Origin of the sequence: Ruegeria sp. HKCCA0370, assembly GCF_013033705.1 — a bacterium.
Taxonomy (GTDB): Bacteria; Pseudomonadota; Alphaproteobacteria; order Rhodobacterales; family Rhodobacteraceae; genus Ruegeria.
The window spans coordinates 946,379-959,941 of sequence record NZ_WQEP01000001.1; the positions used below are offsets into that span (position 1 = coordinate 946,379).

Annotated in this window: 17 protein-coding genes and 1 other RNA gene; 13 read left to right on the forward strand and 5 right to left on the reverse strand. The window is 57.0% G+C overall.

What is annotated here, in order from left to right:
- Positions 1-66: 66 nt before the first annotated feature.
- The 4 genes from GOW31_RS04780 to GOW31_RS04795 are packed head-to-tail and all read right to left on the reverse strand — an operon-like array spanning position 67 to position 3,171.
- Positions 67-1,170 (reverse strand): dimethylsulfoniopropionate demethylase, encoded by a 1,104-nt coding sequence (locus GOW31_RS04780; RefSeq protein ID WP_171168248.1) that lies wholly within the window; start codon positions 1,168-1,170, stop codon positions 67-69.
- Positions 1,171-1,698, reverse strand: a complete 528-nt coding sequence (locus tag GOW31_RS04785) for a DinB family protein (RefSeq protein WP_171168250.1) — start codon at positions 1,696-1,698, stop codon at positions 1,171-1,173.
- On the reverse strand, positions 1,698-2,402 hold the full coding sequence (locus tag GOW31_RS04790) for a DUF1326 domain-containing protein (protein WP_152457918.1): 705 nt from the start codon (positions 2,400-2,402) through the stop codon (positions 1,698-1,700). Before GOW31_RS04790 ends, GOW31_RS04785 begins: the two co-directional genes overlap by 1 nt.
- 4 nt (positions 2,403-2,406) lie before the next feature.
- Positions 2,407-3,171, reverse strand: a complete 765-nt coding sequence (locus tag GOW31_RS04795) for a DUF2182 domain-containing protein (RefSeq protein ID WP_171168684.1) — start codon at positions 3,169-3,171, stop codon at positions 2,407-2,409.
- Positions 3,172-3,286: 115 nt separating this feature from the next.
- On the opposite strand from GOW31_RS04795, the gene GOW31_RS04800 reads away from it, so the two are divergent.
- The 10 genes from GOW31_RS04800 (at position 3,287) to GOW31_RS04845 (ending at position 10,936) form a co-directional block, all read left to right on the forward strand.
- The gene (locus GOW31_RS04800) at positions 3,287-4,018 is read left to right on the forward strand and encodes a FadR/GntR family transcriptional regulator (protein ID WP_171116021.1); all 732 of its coding nucleotides are present in this window, start codon (positions 3,287-3,289) and stop codon (positions 4,016-4,018) included.
- 117 nt (positions 4,019-4,135) lie between these two features.
- Positions 4,136-5,536, forward strand: coding sequence for a selenium-binding protein SBP56-related protein (locus GOW31_RS04805; protein WP_171168252.1), 1,401 nt, complete (start codon positions 4,136-4,138; stop codon positions 5,534-5,536).
- A 13-nt stretch (positions 5,537-5,549) separates the two neighbouring features.
- The gene (locus GOW31_RS04810) at positions 5,550-6,203 is read left to right on the forward strand and encodes a hypothetical protein (protein WP_171168254.1); all 654 of its coding nucleotides are present in this window, start codon (positions 5,550-5,552) and stop codon (positions 6,201-6,203) included.
- 59 nt (positions 6,204-6,262) lie between these two features.
- Positions 6,263-6,913, forward strand: a complete 651-nt coding sequence (locus GOW31_RS04815; protein ID WP_171168256.1) for a TenA family protein — start codon at positions 6,263-6,265, stop codon at positions 6,911-6,913.
- A 17-nt stretch (positions 6,914-6,930) separates the two neighbouring features.
- Positions 6,931-7,293: a DUF4345 family protein gene (locus GOW31_RS04820; protein WP_171168258.1), complete on the forward strand. Its 363-nt coding sequence runs from the start codon at positions 6,931-6,933 to the stop codon at positions 7,291-7,293.
- Positions 7,294-7,329: 36 nt separating this feature from the next.
- Positions 7,330-7,677, forward strand: a transfer-messenger RNA (tmRNA) gene (gene ssrA, locus GOW31_RS04825).
- A 101-nt stretch (positions 7,678-7,778) separates the two neighbouring features.
- Positions 7,779-8,210: an ester cyclase gene (locus GOW31_RS04830; RefSeq protein WP_171116031.1), complete on the forward strand. Its 432-nt coding sequence runs from the start codon at positions 7,779-7,781 to the stop codon at positions 8,208-8,210.
- 125 nt (positions 8,211-8,335) lie between these two features.
- Positions 8,336-9,151 (forward strand): sulfurtransferase/chromate resistance protein, encoded by an 816-nt coding sequence (locus GOW31_RS04835; RefSeq protein ID WP_171116033.1) that lies wholly within the window; start codon positions 8,336-8,338, stop codon positions 9,149-9,151.
- The gene (gene chrA, locus GOW31_RS04840; protein WP_171168260.1) at positions 9,148-10,401 is read left to right on the forward strand and encodes a chromate efflux transporter; all 1,254 of its coding nucleotides are present in this window, start codon (positions 9,148-9,150) and stop codon (positions 10,399-10,401) included. The genes GOW31_RS04835 and chrA overlap by 4 nt, the downstream gene beginning before the upstream one ends.
- Positions 10,402-10,477: 76 nt before the next feature.
- The gene (locus tag GOW31_RS04845; RefSeq protein WP_171168262.1) at positions 10,478-10,936 is read left to right on the forward strand and encodes an SspB family protein; all 459 of its coding nucleotides are present in this window, start codon (positions 10,478-10,480) and stop codon (positions 10,934-10,936) included.
- A gap of 27 nt (positions 10,937-10,963) precedes the next feature.
- Here the strand turns inward: GOW31_RS04845 and GOW31_RS04850 are convergent, their stop codons facing one another.
- Entirely contained in the window at positions 10,964-11,527 is a 564-nt protein-coding gene (locus GOW31_RS04850) for a hypothetical protein (RefSeq protein ID WP_171168264.1), read from the reverse strand.
- 205 nt (positions 11,528-11,732) lie between these two features.
- Here GOW31_RS04850 and fumC point away from each other — a divergent pair, with 205 nt between their 5' ends.
- The 3 genes from fumC to GOW31_RS04865 are packed head-to-tail and all read left to right on the forward strand — an operon-like array spanning position 11,733 to position 13,521.
- Positions 11,733-13,127: a class II fumarate hydratase gene (gene fumC / locus GOW31_RS04855; RefSeq protein WP_171168266.1), complete on the forward strand. Its 1,395-nt coding sequence runs from the start codon at positions 11,733-11,735 to the stop codon at positions 13,125-13,127.
- Positions 13,127-13,303 carry a DUF4169 family protein gene (locus GOW31_RS04860; protein ID WP_171116043.1) on the forward strand — a complete coding sequence of 59 codons (177 nt, stop codon included), beginning with the start codon at positions 13,127-13,129 and terminating at the stop codon, positions 13,301-13,303. Before fumC ends, GOW31_RS04860 begins: the two co-directional genes overlap by 1 nt.
- Positions 13,300-13,521, forward strand: a complete 222-nt coding sequence (locus GOW31_RS04865; protein ID WP_171116045.1) for a ribbon-helix-helix domain-containing protein — start codon at positions 13,300-13,302, stop codon at positions 13,519-13,521. Before GOW31_RS04860 ends, GOW31_RS04865 begins: the two co-directional genes overlap by 4 nt.
- Positions 13,522-13,563 lie beyond the last annotated feature (42 nt).

The following is a 13,563-nucleotide window of genomic DNA, read 5'->3' on the forward strand; positions in this document are numbered from 1 at the left end:
GACCAGCCCATGTCGTCAGCTGGTTCAAAATATCCCGAGGTCGACGCGGCAGCGTCCTTGATTCTGCTAGATCCAGAAATGCGATTGCACGGTCGCGCGGCGCATCCCGGCCGGTGTTTCCACTTCCAGTTCCGTCCCGGCATCCCAATGGCTCAGGCGCACCATACCGATCGCCACATTGGTTTCAAAATCCGGAGACCAGGCCGCCGATGTCACCTGCCCCACGCGCTTGCCGCTTGCAAACAGGTCCCAGGGACGATCGCAGCCCGGAACCGGATCACCGGCGATGGCGATTGGCCGGATTTGCTGCACCGGCCCTTCCTTGGCGACACGCAACAGGGCATCCCGACCGATACAGCCAATCGCAGTATGCGTGTTGCAGAACTTTCCCAGACCGCATTCATGCGGGGTATTGTCGTCGGTCATGTCGTTCCCATAGGACAACAACCCGCCCTCAATGCGTTCGATCAGGTTCGGGCAGCCTGCGCGCACGTGCAGGTCTTCGCCGGCGGCAAACAGGGCGTTCCACAAAGGCATGCCGATATCGCCACCTTCCACGTATATCTCGAAACCACCCTGTTTCGAATAACCGGATCGCGCGACGGCCAGATCGCGCCCCTCGAACTCGAACATATCAAATTTGAAAAACCGGATGTCGCGCACACGGTCCCCGAAGACACGGGCCATCAGCTCGTCCGCTTTCGGGCCCTGAACGGCAAGCGGCGACACGTCCGGTTCGTCCACCAGCACATCCAGACGGTAGCCAACGGCGATACCCTTGACCCACAGCAACAGATCACTGTCGGCAATCGAGATCCACCATCGGTCTTCGGACAACTTCACCGCCACCGGGTCGTTCAGCATGCCGCCGGTTTCGTCAACGATCGGCACATAGAAACATTGCCCCGGCAGCATACCGCGCAGATCGCGCGGGGTCAGCATCTGCATGAGACGCGCAGCATCAGGGCCACGCAATTCAACCTGCCGCTCGCACGACACATCCCAGACCTGAACATGGGTCTTCAGATGCCGGTAATCGGCTTCAACACTTTCAAATACCGTCGGCAACAACATGCGGTTGTAAACCGTATAGCCCTTGACCCCGGCAGCTTCGACTCCTTCAGAGAACGGAGTGCGCCGCAAGCGGCGTGAGGCGGAAATCTGCGGCATTCATACCTCCTGCGGCATAAAGACGATATCACTGACAGGCGCTTCCGAGCCCGTCTCGGTCAGCATTTTGTGCACTTGTCCCCTGTGATGGGTCTGATGATTGAAGAAATGGATCACGCACAGCGCGTAAGGCATTGTGACATCAGCCTCTTTTGCGGCGGAATACCACGTGAACGATCCGGTCAGCGGATCATCCCCCAGCCCTTCTGCCCAGTTCAGGATACGCGCATCGATCTTTTCGCGTAACGCCAACCAGCTTTGCAGATCCGGGCACAGGTATACGCTTTCATGGATACCTCCGCCTGCCTTGAGAATATTGCCATCTGGCCCGTCGCGCTTTTCGAAACGCGACATCCACATCCAGTCGCCCCATAGCAGATGGTTCACCGTGCCCATGATCGAGCCAAAGAACGCCCCGCGTTCAAGGGTCAGCTCCTTCGGTGTCAGAGATTGCAAAAACTCTGCCAACTGTTTGTTCTGCCAGTGATTGTAACGCGCCATTTCCTGCGCATACCCACCCGTGATCATCATTTGGGCCCGTGCCAGTCGATCGGGCAGATCTCTGCGGACTTGCCGCCAAAGTCCCAGACCCGGCCATAGTCGCGCACCTTCGATTTGGTGCCACGCGCCACGATGATGTCAGGTCCCATCCAGTATTTGGAATTTGAGACCATCACCGGATGCTCCGGGTCCTTGCCCGCAAGCATCTCGATCTCTCCCTGGATTTTGCGACCAATCGCGATCCGACGTTTGTTTCCGTCGCGCTCAATCTGGACCGGCGCCCGTTCCGCACCAATGATCTCGCTGACCAGCATGGTAAACAGACCGGTCGTGCCGCCCGCCTGACCGCTGAAGATTTGCAACAAACCGTTATAAGCTTTGCCGCTTGCGCGCTCGTCGACATAAGCGGCGACTTTCCACTGGCCTTCCCCCATCCGGCCCGGAATATCGACCAGCAAGCCGACATTCAGACCCGACAGATCCTCGCCTTCATAATGGCCTTCATCAACGATGATGCCCATCCAAGCATGGCAGTGACCTTCCGTCGGGGGATGTGCGCCCAGCGACACCACGCAGGGGCAGAACACGTCGCATGAACAATTCAGGATCAACTCGCCCTTGATGGCCCATTCCGTCGGGCTCATCTCTCGCCGCTTGGGATTGGGCATGCGGCTGTCGATGCGCTGGCTGACGGGCAGCCGGTCGGCGTCTGGTTTTCTGTTTTTAGCCATTGGCTTATCCTCCGTAGCTAATTGGATACACGAGCAGGACAAGACCGCCCGCAATCAACACAAACCCCATTGGACGGGTCACGGCGTGCCCGATCTGAGGAAGTTTCTCCAAAACCATGAACAGGGTCGCGAGCCCCATCCACAACAGGCTCATAACACCGCCGACAAAGCCGAGTGCCATAAAGCCCCAGCAACAGCCGACGCAAAAGGCGCCAAGACCCAGGCCCATGCGCACGCCACCTGCAAAACCGGTTCTCCAATGTCCCAGGAAATAGGTCATCGGGGCATGGCAGACACCGTGGCACACCTCTTTGGCGCGGGAAAACTGAAAGGCGCCCACGGCAATCATCAAGCCGCCCGCGACCCATCCGGATTTGGCAATTCCCAGCATATCGACAACACCGCCAAACAGCAGAACCAACTGAATTCCTGCGATCACGGCCGCAAACCCGACCCAGACGATGGAATACCCGGCCAGAACCCCCAGCCAGCCGGCGCGGCTGCCATTTGCGCTGCGGATCAGGTCATCGTAACTGCGCAGGGTCGGGATCAGGGTTGGCAGCATCATGGCCGCCATCATGATCGCCCACATTGAAAACAGCGGCCCGAACTCGGCCATGGGCATGTACATATCCATGCGCGGATCCATCGCGGCCATCGCCTGCCCCATCGGCCCCGGACGGCCGATCAGATCAAGGTCCATGTCCCGGCTCATCGAGAACATGACCCACCACGCCCACAAGATCAGAACATAAAAGCCCAGCCACATTCCGCTGCGCAGCCACGTACGACTCACTTCGGCCTCCCGACTCAACTCCCTTGCTTTTCAAATGTCAGACTTTTAAATGTCAGACAAATAAAAATTTGCCCAAGGTCGTTTGAAGATGAAAACCGCGCCCCGGAAAACCGCAGACCTGTCTGCCCAGATCGCCCAGGCCATTCGGGATGCGATCGTATCGGGTGAACTGATCGTGGACGCGCGCCTGCCATCCGAAGCCGAGTTGTCGGATCAGTTCCAGGTCTCTCGCCCGACCGTGCGTGAGGCATTGAAACGGCTGGCCGCGCAATCCCTGATCCGCACGCAACGCGGCGCTTCTGGCGGAGCGTTCGTGAATCGCCTGAGCTTTGAGGATGCCTATTCTCAGCAAGTCACGACTTCGACATTGCTGCTGTCGATGAATGCGGTCAGCTTCGATACCGCATGCGAGGCGCGATATGCCTTGGAAAGGGCCTGTGCGCCTTTGTCAGCGCAGCGGCGCACGGCAGATCACCTGGCGACCATGCGGGCAGAAATATTCCGCCAGTCCCAACCGGGCCTGACGGACGAAGCATTTTGCGCCTCGGACGTGACTTTCCATCGCGCGCTGGTGGATGGGGCTGGCAACCCGGTCCTGTCCTATCAGCTGGCAGGCGCCGTGGAAGCGATGCAACCGCTGATGAACATGATCACGTTCACGGCGCGATCCCGCGAAGAGATCATCGGACTGCACAGCAGAATAGTGGACGCGCTTGAGGCAAAAGACGCAGACACCGTAGACACCGCACTTATTGATCTGGAACATTACACACGACGGCTGGCCCATGACGTGGCCGAAAGCAAACGTAAACCGACCTGAGGGCCGCATTCGAAACAAGATCAGAACAAGGGGCAAAAAAGCGGGCAGATTGTCATCCGGCGCCAAGATCGGAACTCTCAATATGAATTGAAGTTCAATGACTTACGGGAGGACGTTATGAACCAAAGACCGGACCCAAGTTTTTATCCATCCGCGAAACTAGCGATGGAGGGCCCCGCTGAGACGCTTGCATTCACGCTGATGCTCAGCCCTGACTTTTCTCAACCTGACGGGCTGGCGATTGTGAATGTCGATCCAAGCTCGGACGATTTCGGAAAGATCGTGCATCAGGTGATCATGCCCGAAAAGGGTGACGAATTTCACCATTTCGGCTGGAACGCGTGTTCTTCTTCCCTGTCGCCGCTGAGCGGTCATGCGTTTCTGGAGCGGCGCTATCTTATCATTCCGGGCATCCGATCCAGCCGGATTTATGTCATTGACGTGAAAAACCCGCTTGAGGCCAAGATTCACAAGATCATCGAACCCGAAGAAGTCTTTGCAAAGACAGGGTATTCCCGTCCGCACACGATCCATTGCGGGCCTGAGGGCATCTATGTCAGCACCCTTGGTGGCGGCGGCCCCGACGGCACAGATGGCCCTCCGGGCATATTCATCATGGATTGCGAGACCTTCGATATCATCGGGCGCTATGAGATCGAGCGCGGCGTGCAGGACAAGCATTATGATTTCTGGTGGAACCTGCCGCGTGACTACATGGTCAGTTCCGAATGGGGCCTGCCGCCGCAATTCGAAAACGGGCTGGTGGCCGAGGATTTGTTGTCCAACAAATACGGCCACCGGATCCATTTCTGGAACCTTCGGAACCGGACGAATATTCAAACCATCGATCTGGGCGAAAACCATCAGATGGCCCTGGAAATCCGCCCCGCGCATGATCCCGTAAAACAATACGGGTTCTGCGGCGTTGTCGTCGATACGACCAACCTGCAAGGTGCGATCTTCACCTGGTGGCGCAATGATGACGGCACGTTCGAAGCCAAGAAGACCATAACAATCGATCCGCAACCCGCTGATCCTGATGATCTTCCTGACCTTCTGAAGGGCTTCTCAGCCGTTCCGCCGCTGGTCACTGATATCGACCTGAGCCTGGACGACAAGTACCTCTATGTCGCGTGCTGGGGAACCGGCGAGATGCATCAATACGATGTATCCGACCCGATGAACCCAACCCTGGCAGGCAAGGTCGAGATCGGCGGAATCGTCAAAAAGACAAAGCATCCAAATGGTCAAACCTTTGGCTATGGTCCACAGATGGTCGAAATCAGCCGCGACGGCAAACGCGTCTATTGGACCAATTCGCTCTATTCCACGTGGGACGATCAGTTCTACCCCGAGGAAGGTGGTGCGGCCATGGTCAAGGCTGATGTCGGCGAGAATGGTGGTCTGACATTGGATCCGAAGTTCTGGGTAGAGTTTCCTAAGGGCTATCGCAGCCACCAGATCCGGTTGGAGGGCGGAGACTGTTCAACCGACAGCTTCTGCTATCCGTCGGTCTGAGTTGGAATTTTTGATGTCATCAACGGCTGGCCTGTGGCTGGCCGTTGTTCTGAGCGGCGCCTATCACGGCCTGAACCCCGGCATGGGCTGGCCACTGGCGGTGTCTTCGGCTTTGATGGAACAACGCCAATCCGCGCTTTGGGGTGCACTCGCGGCTTTGGCTGGCGGGCATTTCGTAGCCATGCTCGGCGTACTTCTTCCTTTTGCCCTGATGGCCGTACTGGTCGATTATCAAAATGAAATCCGCATCGGCGCGGCTCTGGTCGTGATTGGCATGGGCCTGTACATCGCGATAACCCGCCGTCATCCCCGCTTTCTTTCGCGGATCCCGCCAAGCAGGCTCGCGCTTTGGTCTTTTCTTGTGGCGCTTGCCCACGGGGCCGCCCTGATGCTGGTTCCAATCTATCTGGGCCTGTGTGCCGTGGATGAACTGGACGCGGGCCATCAAGCGATTTCTCAGATCATGACCACGAACACCATTTTGGTTCTGGGCGTCGCCGCACTGCATACGGCCGCCATGGTTCTGGGTGGCGGTTTTTTGGCCTATGCGGTCTATCGTTGGCTCGGTCTGCAATTCCTGTCGCGCAGCTGGTTCAACCTGGAGCTCATCTGGGCACTGAGCCTCATTCTGGTCGGTGGTCTGGGTCTTTGGTCCGCACTTGGCTGACCTTGTACTTTGTTTTGAAACGCGCTTTGTCTGCATCGAAACAAAACTGGAGCTTCCGAATGCAGGACCAAACCCGCCCAACCGAAGTGCTGCGTCAGGGCAAAATCGACGACTGGACGGCCGCCACAATCCATGCCTTTACCCGCGAGTTGTCTGACGGCACCCTGCCCGAGAACAAGATGCGCTGGTATCTGCAACAGGATTATCAGTTCGTCGACGGTTTCGTGCGTCTTTTGGCCAGCGCCATCGCGCATGCGCCGACCCTTGCAGACAGCGTACCGGCCGCACAGTTTCTGGCGGTGGTCACAGGCCCCGAGAACACCTATTTCCTGCGCGCGATGGACGCTTTGGGCACTGAGCCCAGCACCGAGCCCGCGCCCGCCACACGCGCGTTTCAGGATCTGATGGCCGAAGCCGCAGCCTCTGGCCGTTATCAGAACATGCTGGCGGTGCTCGTCGTGGCGGAATGGGTTTACCTGAGCTGGGCCAGCCCGGAAAACCCGCCCAAGGACGGCTTGCCGTTCTGGTTTGCGGAATGGATCACGCTACATGCGGGCGAAGGGTTCGAAAGCGTCGTGGATTATCTGCGCAGTCAGCTGGACAACGTCTGGCCGACGCTGGATGCGGCCGAACAGGCCGAGGTCACGCGACTGTTCCATCGCGCTGTCGAACTGGAACGTGATTTCTTTGACGCCGCCTACGCGGCCTGAACCATAAGGGGGCCGGAATGGTCGCAACTCTGAACGTCATCGCGGCATTGCTGACCATCGGGTTCGGCGCATTCGGGTTTCTGGCGCCGGCCCACACCGCGTCGGCCCTGGATCTGGCCCCGACCAACAGCACGATGGGGTTGTCCGAGATGCGCGCCTCGGTCGGTGGTTTGTTTGTTGTGACGGGGATTGCCGTTATCTGGCTGAACAACCCAATGGCCTATGTCATGCTGGGCATTGTCTATTCCGGTGCAGCGCTGGGCCGGTTTGTGTCGGTCGCGCTGGACAATCCCCCCTTTGCCAAGGCGTTGATCTTTGGGGGAATCGAACTGGTTCTGGCCGTCTGGCTGATTGCTGCAAACTTCAACAAAGCCACCTAACAGATTGGAAATGTTAAACACGGTTGCGTTCATTCTGAGTTTGCATCCACCCATTACCTCACCTATATAAGAGTCGTCCTTCGGGACTATGGACATAAACGCGCTCGTAATAAGCGGATCGGACCCGGGGGCGGTACCCGGCGGCTCCACCAACCATCCTTCGTTTGGGGATTTTGGGGCCGAAACAGGATCGACGAACGTCTAAAGGGGTTAGCTTTGTCTCGGCTGTCTGCCACCGTTACCGGCGAAAACAGTACAATTGCAAACGACAATCGTGCTCCGGTTGCAGTTGCTGCGTAAGCAGTAGCAAGACCGAAACTTAAGCCCTTGCGCCTAGCCGCGTAAGGCGGGGTTCGCAGGTACCTGGCAACAGAAACCTGCATTAATCCCCTACATGTCTGATTTTATTTACCCGCCCTTAGGCGGATTCAGAGTTTATTCATTCCTTTTTGCCATCTTGCCAGCACTTGGACAGGAGAACTGGGATGACGAATTCAGAGATACTCAGAAAGTGGTACTCCGAGGTTTGGGAAAATGGAAACACCGAAGCAATTGATCAGTTCTTCGCACCCGAAACGATGGCCGAAGGGCTGATTCCGGAAATGCAGGTCGGTGCGGACGATTTCCGGGATCTGGTCATGGCGTTCCGCCATATTCTGGGGGACATCAAGGTCGAATTGCCCAAGATCATCGAAAACGGCGACTGGGTGTCCGCCATTCTGCATGTGCGTACTTTTCGGGCTGACAATGGCGCGCCAATGGAAGTCACCGGCCAGGTCATGGCGCGGTTCAAGGACGAAAAGATGGTTGAAGCCTACAACCATTTTGACTTCATCTCGTTTTTTGAAGAACTGGGCCAGTTTCCATCGGACACCCTGCCCGTATGCATGACCGGGCAACGTCTGGACTGGGCGTGAACCCAAAGCAATCTTGACCCCCATGACCCTTGCGCGCTAGCAATTGCCATGGGGTAAGATTGCGAACGCCCCGTGAGGCGACAGCCCAAGTTTCGCATGTATCCGCGGTCACAAGGAAACATGCTATGGCATCGCCCAACTCTATTTCTCCCAAACAGCTCCTGCGTCTGATTGGTACTCCGAACGTGCCCGTTCTATTCGACGTCTGCCTGAATGACGATTTTGAAGAAGATCCCTATCTGATCCCCGCATCAATCCGGCACCCGGCCGCAGATCTTCGGGAGCTTTCGTGCAAGATCTCCGATCGCCCAGCCGTGATTATCTGTCAGAAAGGCAAAAAGCTGAGCCAGGGCGTTGTCTCCTGGTTGCGCAGCGAAGGGCATCAAGCCGAATATCTGGAAGGTGGAATGCATGCCTGGCGCGACATGGCCGATGCACCACGTGTGCCCGCAGCACGCATTCCTGATCGAATTGGTGGCCATACGCTGTGGGTCACGCGTCACCGGCCAAAGATCGACAGAATCGCATGTCCCTGGCTGATACGCAGGTTTGTTGATCCCGACGCCAAGTTCCTGTTTGTGGCACCCGGCGAAGTCGAAAGCGTTGCGACTGTTTTCGGGGCGTCACCTTTTGATATCGAGAACACGTTCTGGAGCCACCGAGGCGACAATTGCACGTTTGACACCATGCTGGATGAATTCGGGCTTCACTCCCCTGCGCTGGACCGGTTGGCGACAGTCATCCGGGCAGCGGACACGAACCGGCACGCGCTTGCGCCTGAAGCGGCCGGATTGTTGGCGGTGTCCGTCGGGCTTTCAAGGCAGTATCGCGATGACCATGAAAACCTGAAAGCCGGGATGAATCTTTACGACGCGATGTATCGCTGGGCGCGCGATGGATTTGACGAAAGCCATGACTGGCCCACCGGGCGAACGTCATGACACCGACACTGGCCGAGATTACCAAGGTCTTTGGCAGGATCGGTTTGCTGTCTTTCGGCGGCCCTGCGGCTCAGATCTCCTTGATGCATCAGGAATTGGTAGAACGCCGACCCTGGCTGGATGAAAAGACTTACCTGCGCGCCCTGTCTCTGTGCATGTTGCTGCCGGGCCCCGAGGCGATGCAGCTGGCAACTTATGCGGGGTGGCGTCTGCGCGGCGTTGCCGGCGGGCTGATTGCCGGCAGCTTGTTCGTGTTGCCCGGCGCGTTGGTGATTGCGGTTCTGGTCGCGCTCTATTCAGCATTTGGCGATGTTCCCTTGGTGCAGTCGGCCTTCACGGGCATCAAGGCAACCGTCATCGTCATCGTTTTGCAGGCGCTCCGCAATCTTTCGCGCAAAGCATTGAATGATCGCGAGCATCGAACAATCGCAATTCTGTCCTTCCTGGCCATTTTTCTGCTGAACCTTCCTTTTCCGGCGATCATATTCGTTGCCGCAGCCTGGGGGTACGTGACCTTCAAAGGACCCGTAGAAACTCCCACGCGAGAAGGAACACCACATCTGGCGCGGTCTCTGCGAACGATTGCTGTCTGGTTGCCCCTTTGGTTGGGCCCGCTTGTCGCTCTGAGCGTCACAGGCCATCAACTGCTGAGCGATCTGGGGTGGTTTTTTGCCCGACTCGCCGTTGTGACCTTTGGCGGCGCATATGCCGTATTGGCCTATATGACTCAAACGGTTGTTGACCAGTACCACTGGATCAGCACGGATCAGATGATTGATGGGCTGGGTCTGGCGGAAACGACTCCGGGGCCGCTCATACTTGTCACACAGTTTGTCGCCATGCTGACCGGGCAACTGACCGGCGGGTTCACGCTGGCGCTTGCAGCCGGTGCAGTTGCATTGTGGGCGACGTTCGTTCCGTGCTTTCTTTGGATTTTTCTTGCGGCCCCATATCTCGACCGTCTGGCCGCGCGTCCCCGCCTGTCTGCGGCCCTGCATGGAATCACCGCGGCCGTCGTCGGGGTGATTCTCAACCTTTCCGTGTGGTTCGCCCTGAATGTTCTTTTCGAATCGGTGTCTGAAAAATCATGGGGTCCTCTGGCAATCCCCATGCCGCAGATTTCCGCGTTGAATTTTACCGCATTCGGTCTAACTATCCTTGCTGGGGCCTTGATTTTTCGACTGAAATTAGGGATGGGAACCGTGCTTGCCCTGATGTCGATTGCCGGCCTGGCTGCACACAATATCTGATCAATCCGGTCGTACCCGCCCTTTCGTTTCCGAACAAAACCCCTATGCTGAGCATAACCACTTTTGAGGATCACACATGTCGCAAGGCATCGATTATGGAAACCTGATGCACACCGCCATGCGCGGCCTGATCAAAACAGTGCTGAAGGACGTTTCTGAAACCGGTCTACCCGGGGCGCATCACTTTTTCATCACTTTCGACACACGTGAAGATGGTGTGGAAATCGCCGACTGGCTGCGTGAACGATATCCCGAAGAAATGACCATCGTCATGCAGCACTGGTTCGAGAACCTCGAAGTTGGTGACCTCGGCTTTGGCATCACTTTGAACTTTGGCGATGCCCCGGAACCGCTGTACGTCCCTTATTCTGCAATCAAGACTTTCGTGGACCCATCCGTGGAATTCGGCCTTCGCTTCGAAAGCCCGGAAGACGAAATCGAAGAAGATCAAATCATCGAAGACGACATCGAAGTCGAAGAAGAAGAAATACATCACGATGCGGATATCGTATCGCTGGACAGCTTTCGGAAATGAACCTTCAAACCCCGCCCGGCGCGGGGTTTATCGTTTCATCAGGAAAGTCTCGACCGATCGTGATTTTTGACCATCTATGAATCGTGAAAACGCGAGGTTCAGCCCGCCTTGGGCAAGCGTGCGGTCGAATTGCTGCAACTCATATCCTCCGTCCTCGTCAATGAACAAAGAAAACACGGTCAGTGTTTCGCCGACGATGCGGCCCCATACAAATGGCTCGCCCTTCATCGGGTCCAGCGGGACTTCGTGACCAAAGACATTGCGTTTCATCGCCGCCGAAAACACATCCGGGCGGTCTGACGGAACAAAATCAATCGAGAACTTCTGTTCCTTTACGCGTCCATCCAGCTTGTATGTCGTCGTCCGCCAACTGACGTTGAAACCGTTCTTGGTCTCGACGATGGAAACGCTCATGTCGCGGGGCGTTGTCGTGCCATCCGCGTCCACGACTTCGGCTGAACCGATATAATCTCCTATGAACGGTGTAATGTCTGCCGCGCGAGCCGCTGCGCTCAGAACCGACAGCCACAAAGCGCAAACTGCAAGTATCGCGACTGCTTTTTCAAGCGTAAAGCGATGGAAATTTGGCATTTTGTCCTCCATGGCGTCTATTGCTCCATTGTAGCCCAGAGGTATCCGCAAACAATGCACATTCCCCGCCAATAACGATTAAAGTGACGCACCCCGCGCCTATACCTTTGACGCCCTTAAGTTTAAGGTGCGCGCAACTGGCCGATTGCGTCACGGCGTGGCTGCGGCTAAACGGCATACAACTGCATACCAGACGGAGTGACCGATGTCTCAAACCCGCACAGAATCCGACAGCTTTGGCCCGCTCGAGGTTCCTGCCGACAAGTATTGGGGCGCCCAAACGCAGCGCTCGATCATGAATTTTCCCATCGGCTGGGAAAAACAGCCGGTCGCCATCGTGCGCGCGCTGGGCGTAATCAAGAAAGCCTGCGCCATGGAAAACAAGGCAACGGGCAAGCTGGACGCAAAGATAGCAGATGCGATCATCCAGGCCGCAGGCGAGGTGATCGAGGGCAAGTTCGACGACAACTTTCCGTTGGTCGTGTGGCAGACGGGTTCCGGCACCCAGTCGAACATGAATGCGAACGAGGTCATCGCCAACCGAGCCATCGAGATTCTGGGCGGCAAGATCGGATCCAAAGACCCGGTACACCCGAATGACCACTGCAACATGGGGCAATCGTCGAACGATACTTTCCCAACCGCCATGCATATCGCAACAGCGATGAGCGTACGCGACGTGCTGCTTCCCGGCCTTGAAAAACTGGCGTCCGGGCTCGAGCAGAAGGCCGAGGAGTTCAAGGACATCATCAAGATCGGCCGAACCCATACACAGGACGCGACACCGCTGACCTTGGGTCAGGAGTTCAGTGGCTATGCCCACCAGATTCGTCAGGGAATCGCACGCGTACATGCGGCGATGCCGGGGATTTATGAACTGGCCCAGGGCGGAACGGCCGTTGGCACCGGCCTGAACACCCAGCGCGGCTGGGACAAAGCCGTCGCAGGCCATATGGCCCAAATCACCGACCTGCCCTTCGTGACGGCGCCGAACAAGTTCGAAGCGCTGGCCGCCCATGATGCTATGGTCTTCCTTTCGGGCGCTTTGGCGACGATTGCCGGCAGCTGCTACAAGATCGCAAACGACATTCGTTTCCTGGGCTCCGGGCCTCGTTCCGGCCTGGGTGAACTGATCCTGCCGGAAAATGAGCCCGGCTCGTCGATCATGCCCGGCAAGGTAAACCCGACGCAGGCCGAAGCGCTGACGCAGGTCGCCGCGCATGTGATGGGCAACAATGCAGCGATGAATTTTGCCGGGTCGCAAGGGCATTTCGAATTGAACGTCTACAATCCGATGATGTCCTACAACCTGCTGCAATCGATCCAGCTGTTGGGGGATGCCACCGACAGCTTTACCGAGCGGATGCTGATGGGCATCAAAGCGAACGAGCCGCGCATCGACAAGCTGATGAAGGAATCGCTGATGCTGGTCACGGCGCTTGCCCCTACCATCGGTTATGACAATGCGACCACCGTTGCGAAAACCGCCCACAAGAACGGTACCACGCTCAAGGAAGAAGCCATCGCGCTGGGCTTTGTGGACGAAGCGACCTTTGATGCCGTCGTCCGTCCCGAACAGATGATCGGCCCAAGAGACTGATGGGCAAGCCGGTCAATCTGAACCGGTATCGAAAAGAAAAAGCGCGGACCGAAAGAAAGGCCCGCGCTGACCGGAACGCCGTCGCGTTTGGGCGTACAAAAGCTGAAAAAGAAGTCGTGAAGCTTCAACAGAAAAAACAAAAGCGCGACCTCGACGATCATGAGCTGGACGAATGAGCGGCCGTCCTGTCAAACGCTCTTTGACCCTGCAAGGACACCGAACCTCGGTATCACTCGAGGATGAATTCTGGCGTGCTTTTCGCGAGATCGCTCAGGAACAAGGCAAGCCAATCAATGTCTTGGCGGCCGAAATAGATGTGGCCCGCGACCCGGAAACGGGTCTTGCATCGGCCATACGCGTCTTTGTGCTGAACTGGTTCCGCAACCCTGATTGAGACTTGTCACGCCCTCGCCTCGAAGTGTAACGTGAGCGGGAA

Bases quoted from the DNA above. Each gene is read 5' to 3' on its own strand.
- GOW31_RS04785 (WP_171168250.1), bottom strand. From the start codon at position 1,698: ATGATCACGGGTGGGTATGCGCAGGAAATGGCGCGTTACAATCACTGG.
- GOW31_RS04795 (WP_171168684.1), bottom strand. From the start codon at position 3,171: ATGTGGCTGGGCTTTTATGTTCTGATCTTGTGGGCGTGGTGGGTCATG.
- GOW31_RS04860 (WP_171116043.1), top strand. From the start codon at position 13,127: ATGGGCAAGCCGGTCAATCTGAACCGGTATCGAAAAGAAAAAGCGCGG.
- GOW31_RS04800 (WP_171116021.1), top strand. From the start codon at position 3,287: ATGAAAACCGCGCCCCGGAAAACCGCAGACCTGTCTGCCCAGATCGCC.
- GOW31_RS04815 (WP_171168256.1), top strand. From the start codon at position 6,263: ATGCAGGACCAAACCCGCCCAACCGAAGTGCTGCGTCAGGGCAAAATC.
- GOW31_RS04805 (WP_171168252.1), top strand. From the start codon at position 4,136: ATGAACCAAAGACCGGACCCAAGTTTTTATCCATCCGCGAAACTAGCG.
- GOW31_RS04790 (WP_152457918.1), bottom strand. From the start codon at position 2,402: ATGGCTAAAAACAGAAAACCAGACGCCGACCGGCTGCCCGTCAGCCAG.
- GOW31_RS04865 (WP_171116045.1), top strand. From the start codon at position 13,300: ATGAGCGGCCGTCCTGTCAAACGCTCTTTGACCCTGCAAGGACACCGA.
- GOW31_RS04810 (WP_171168254.1), top strand. From the start codon at position 5,550: ATGTCATCAACGGCTGGCCTGTGGCTGGCCGTTGTTCTGAGCGGCGCC.
- GOW31_RS04780 (WP_171168248.1), bottom strand. From the start codon at position 1,170: ATGCCGCAGATTTCCGCCTCACGCCGCTTGCGGCGCACTCCGTTCTCT.
- GOW31_RS04845 (WP_171168262.1), top strand. From the start codon at position 10,478: ATGTCGCAAGGCATCGATTATGGAAACCTGATGCACACCGCCATGCGC.
- GOW31_RS04820 (WP_171168258.1), top strand. From the start codon at position 6,931: ATGGTCGCAACTCTGAACGTCATCGCGGCATTGCTGACCATCGGGTTC.
- GOW31_RS04835 (WP_171116033.1), top strand. From the start codon at position 8,336: ATGGCATCGCCCAACTCTATTTCTCCCAAACAGCTCCTGCGTCTGATT.
- GOW31_RS04830 (WP_171116031.1), top strand. From the start codon at position 7,779: ATGACGAATTCAGAGATACTCAGAAAGTGGTACTCCGAGGTTTGGGAA.
- chrA (WP_171168260.1), top strand. From the start codon at position 9,148: ATGACACCGACACTGGCCGAGATTACCAAGGTCTTTGGCAGGATCGGT.
- fumC (WP_171168266.1), top strand. From the start codon at position 11,733: ATGTCTCAAACCCGCACAGAATCCGACAGCTTTGGCCCGCTCGAGGTT.
- GOW31_RS04850 (WP_171168264.1), bottom strand. From the start codon at position 11,527: ATGCCAAATTTCCATCGCTTTACGCTTGAAAAAGCAGTCGCGATACTT.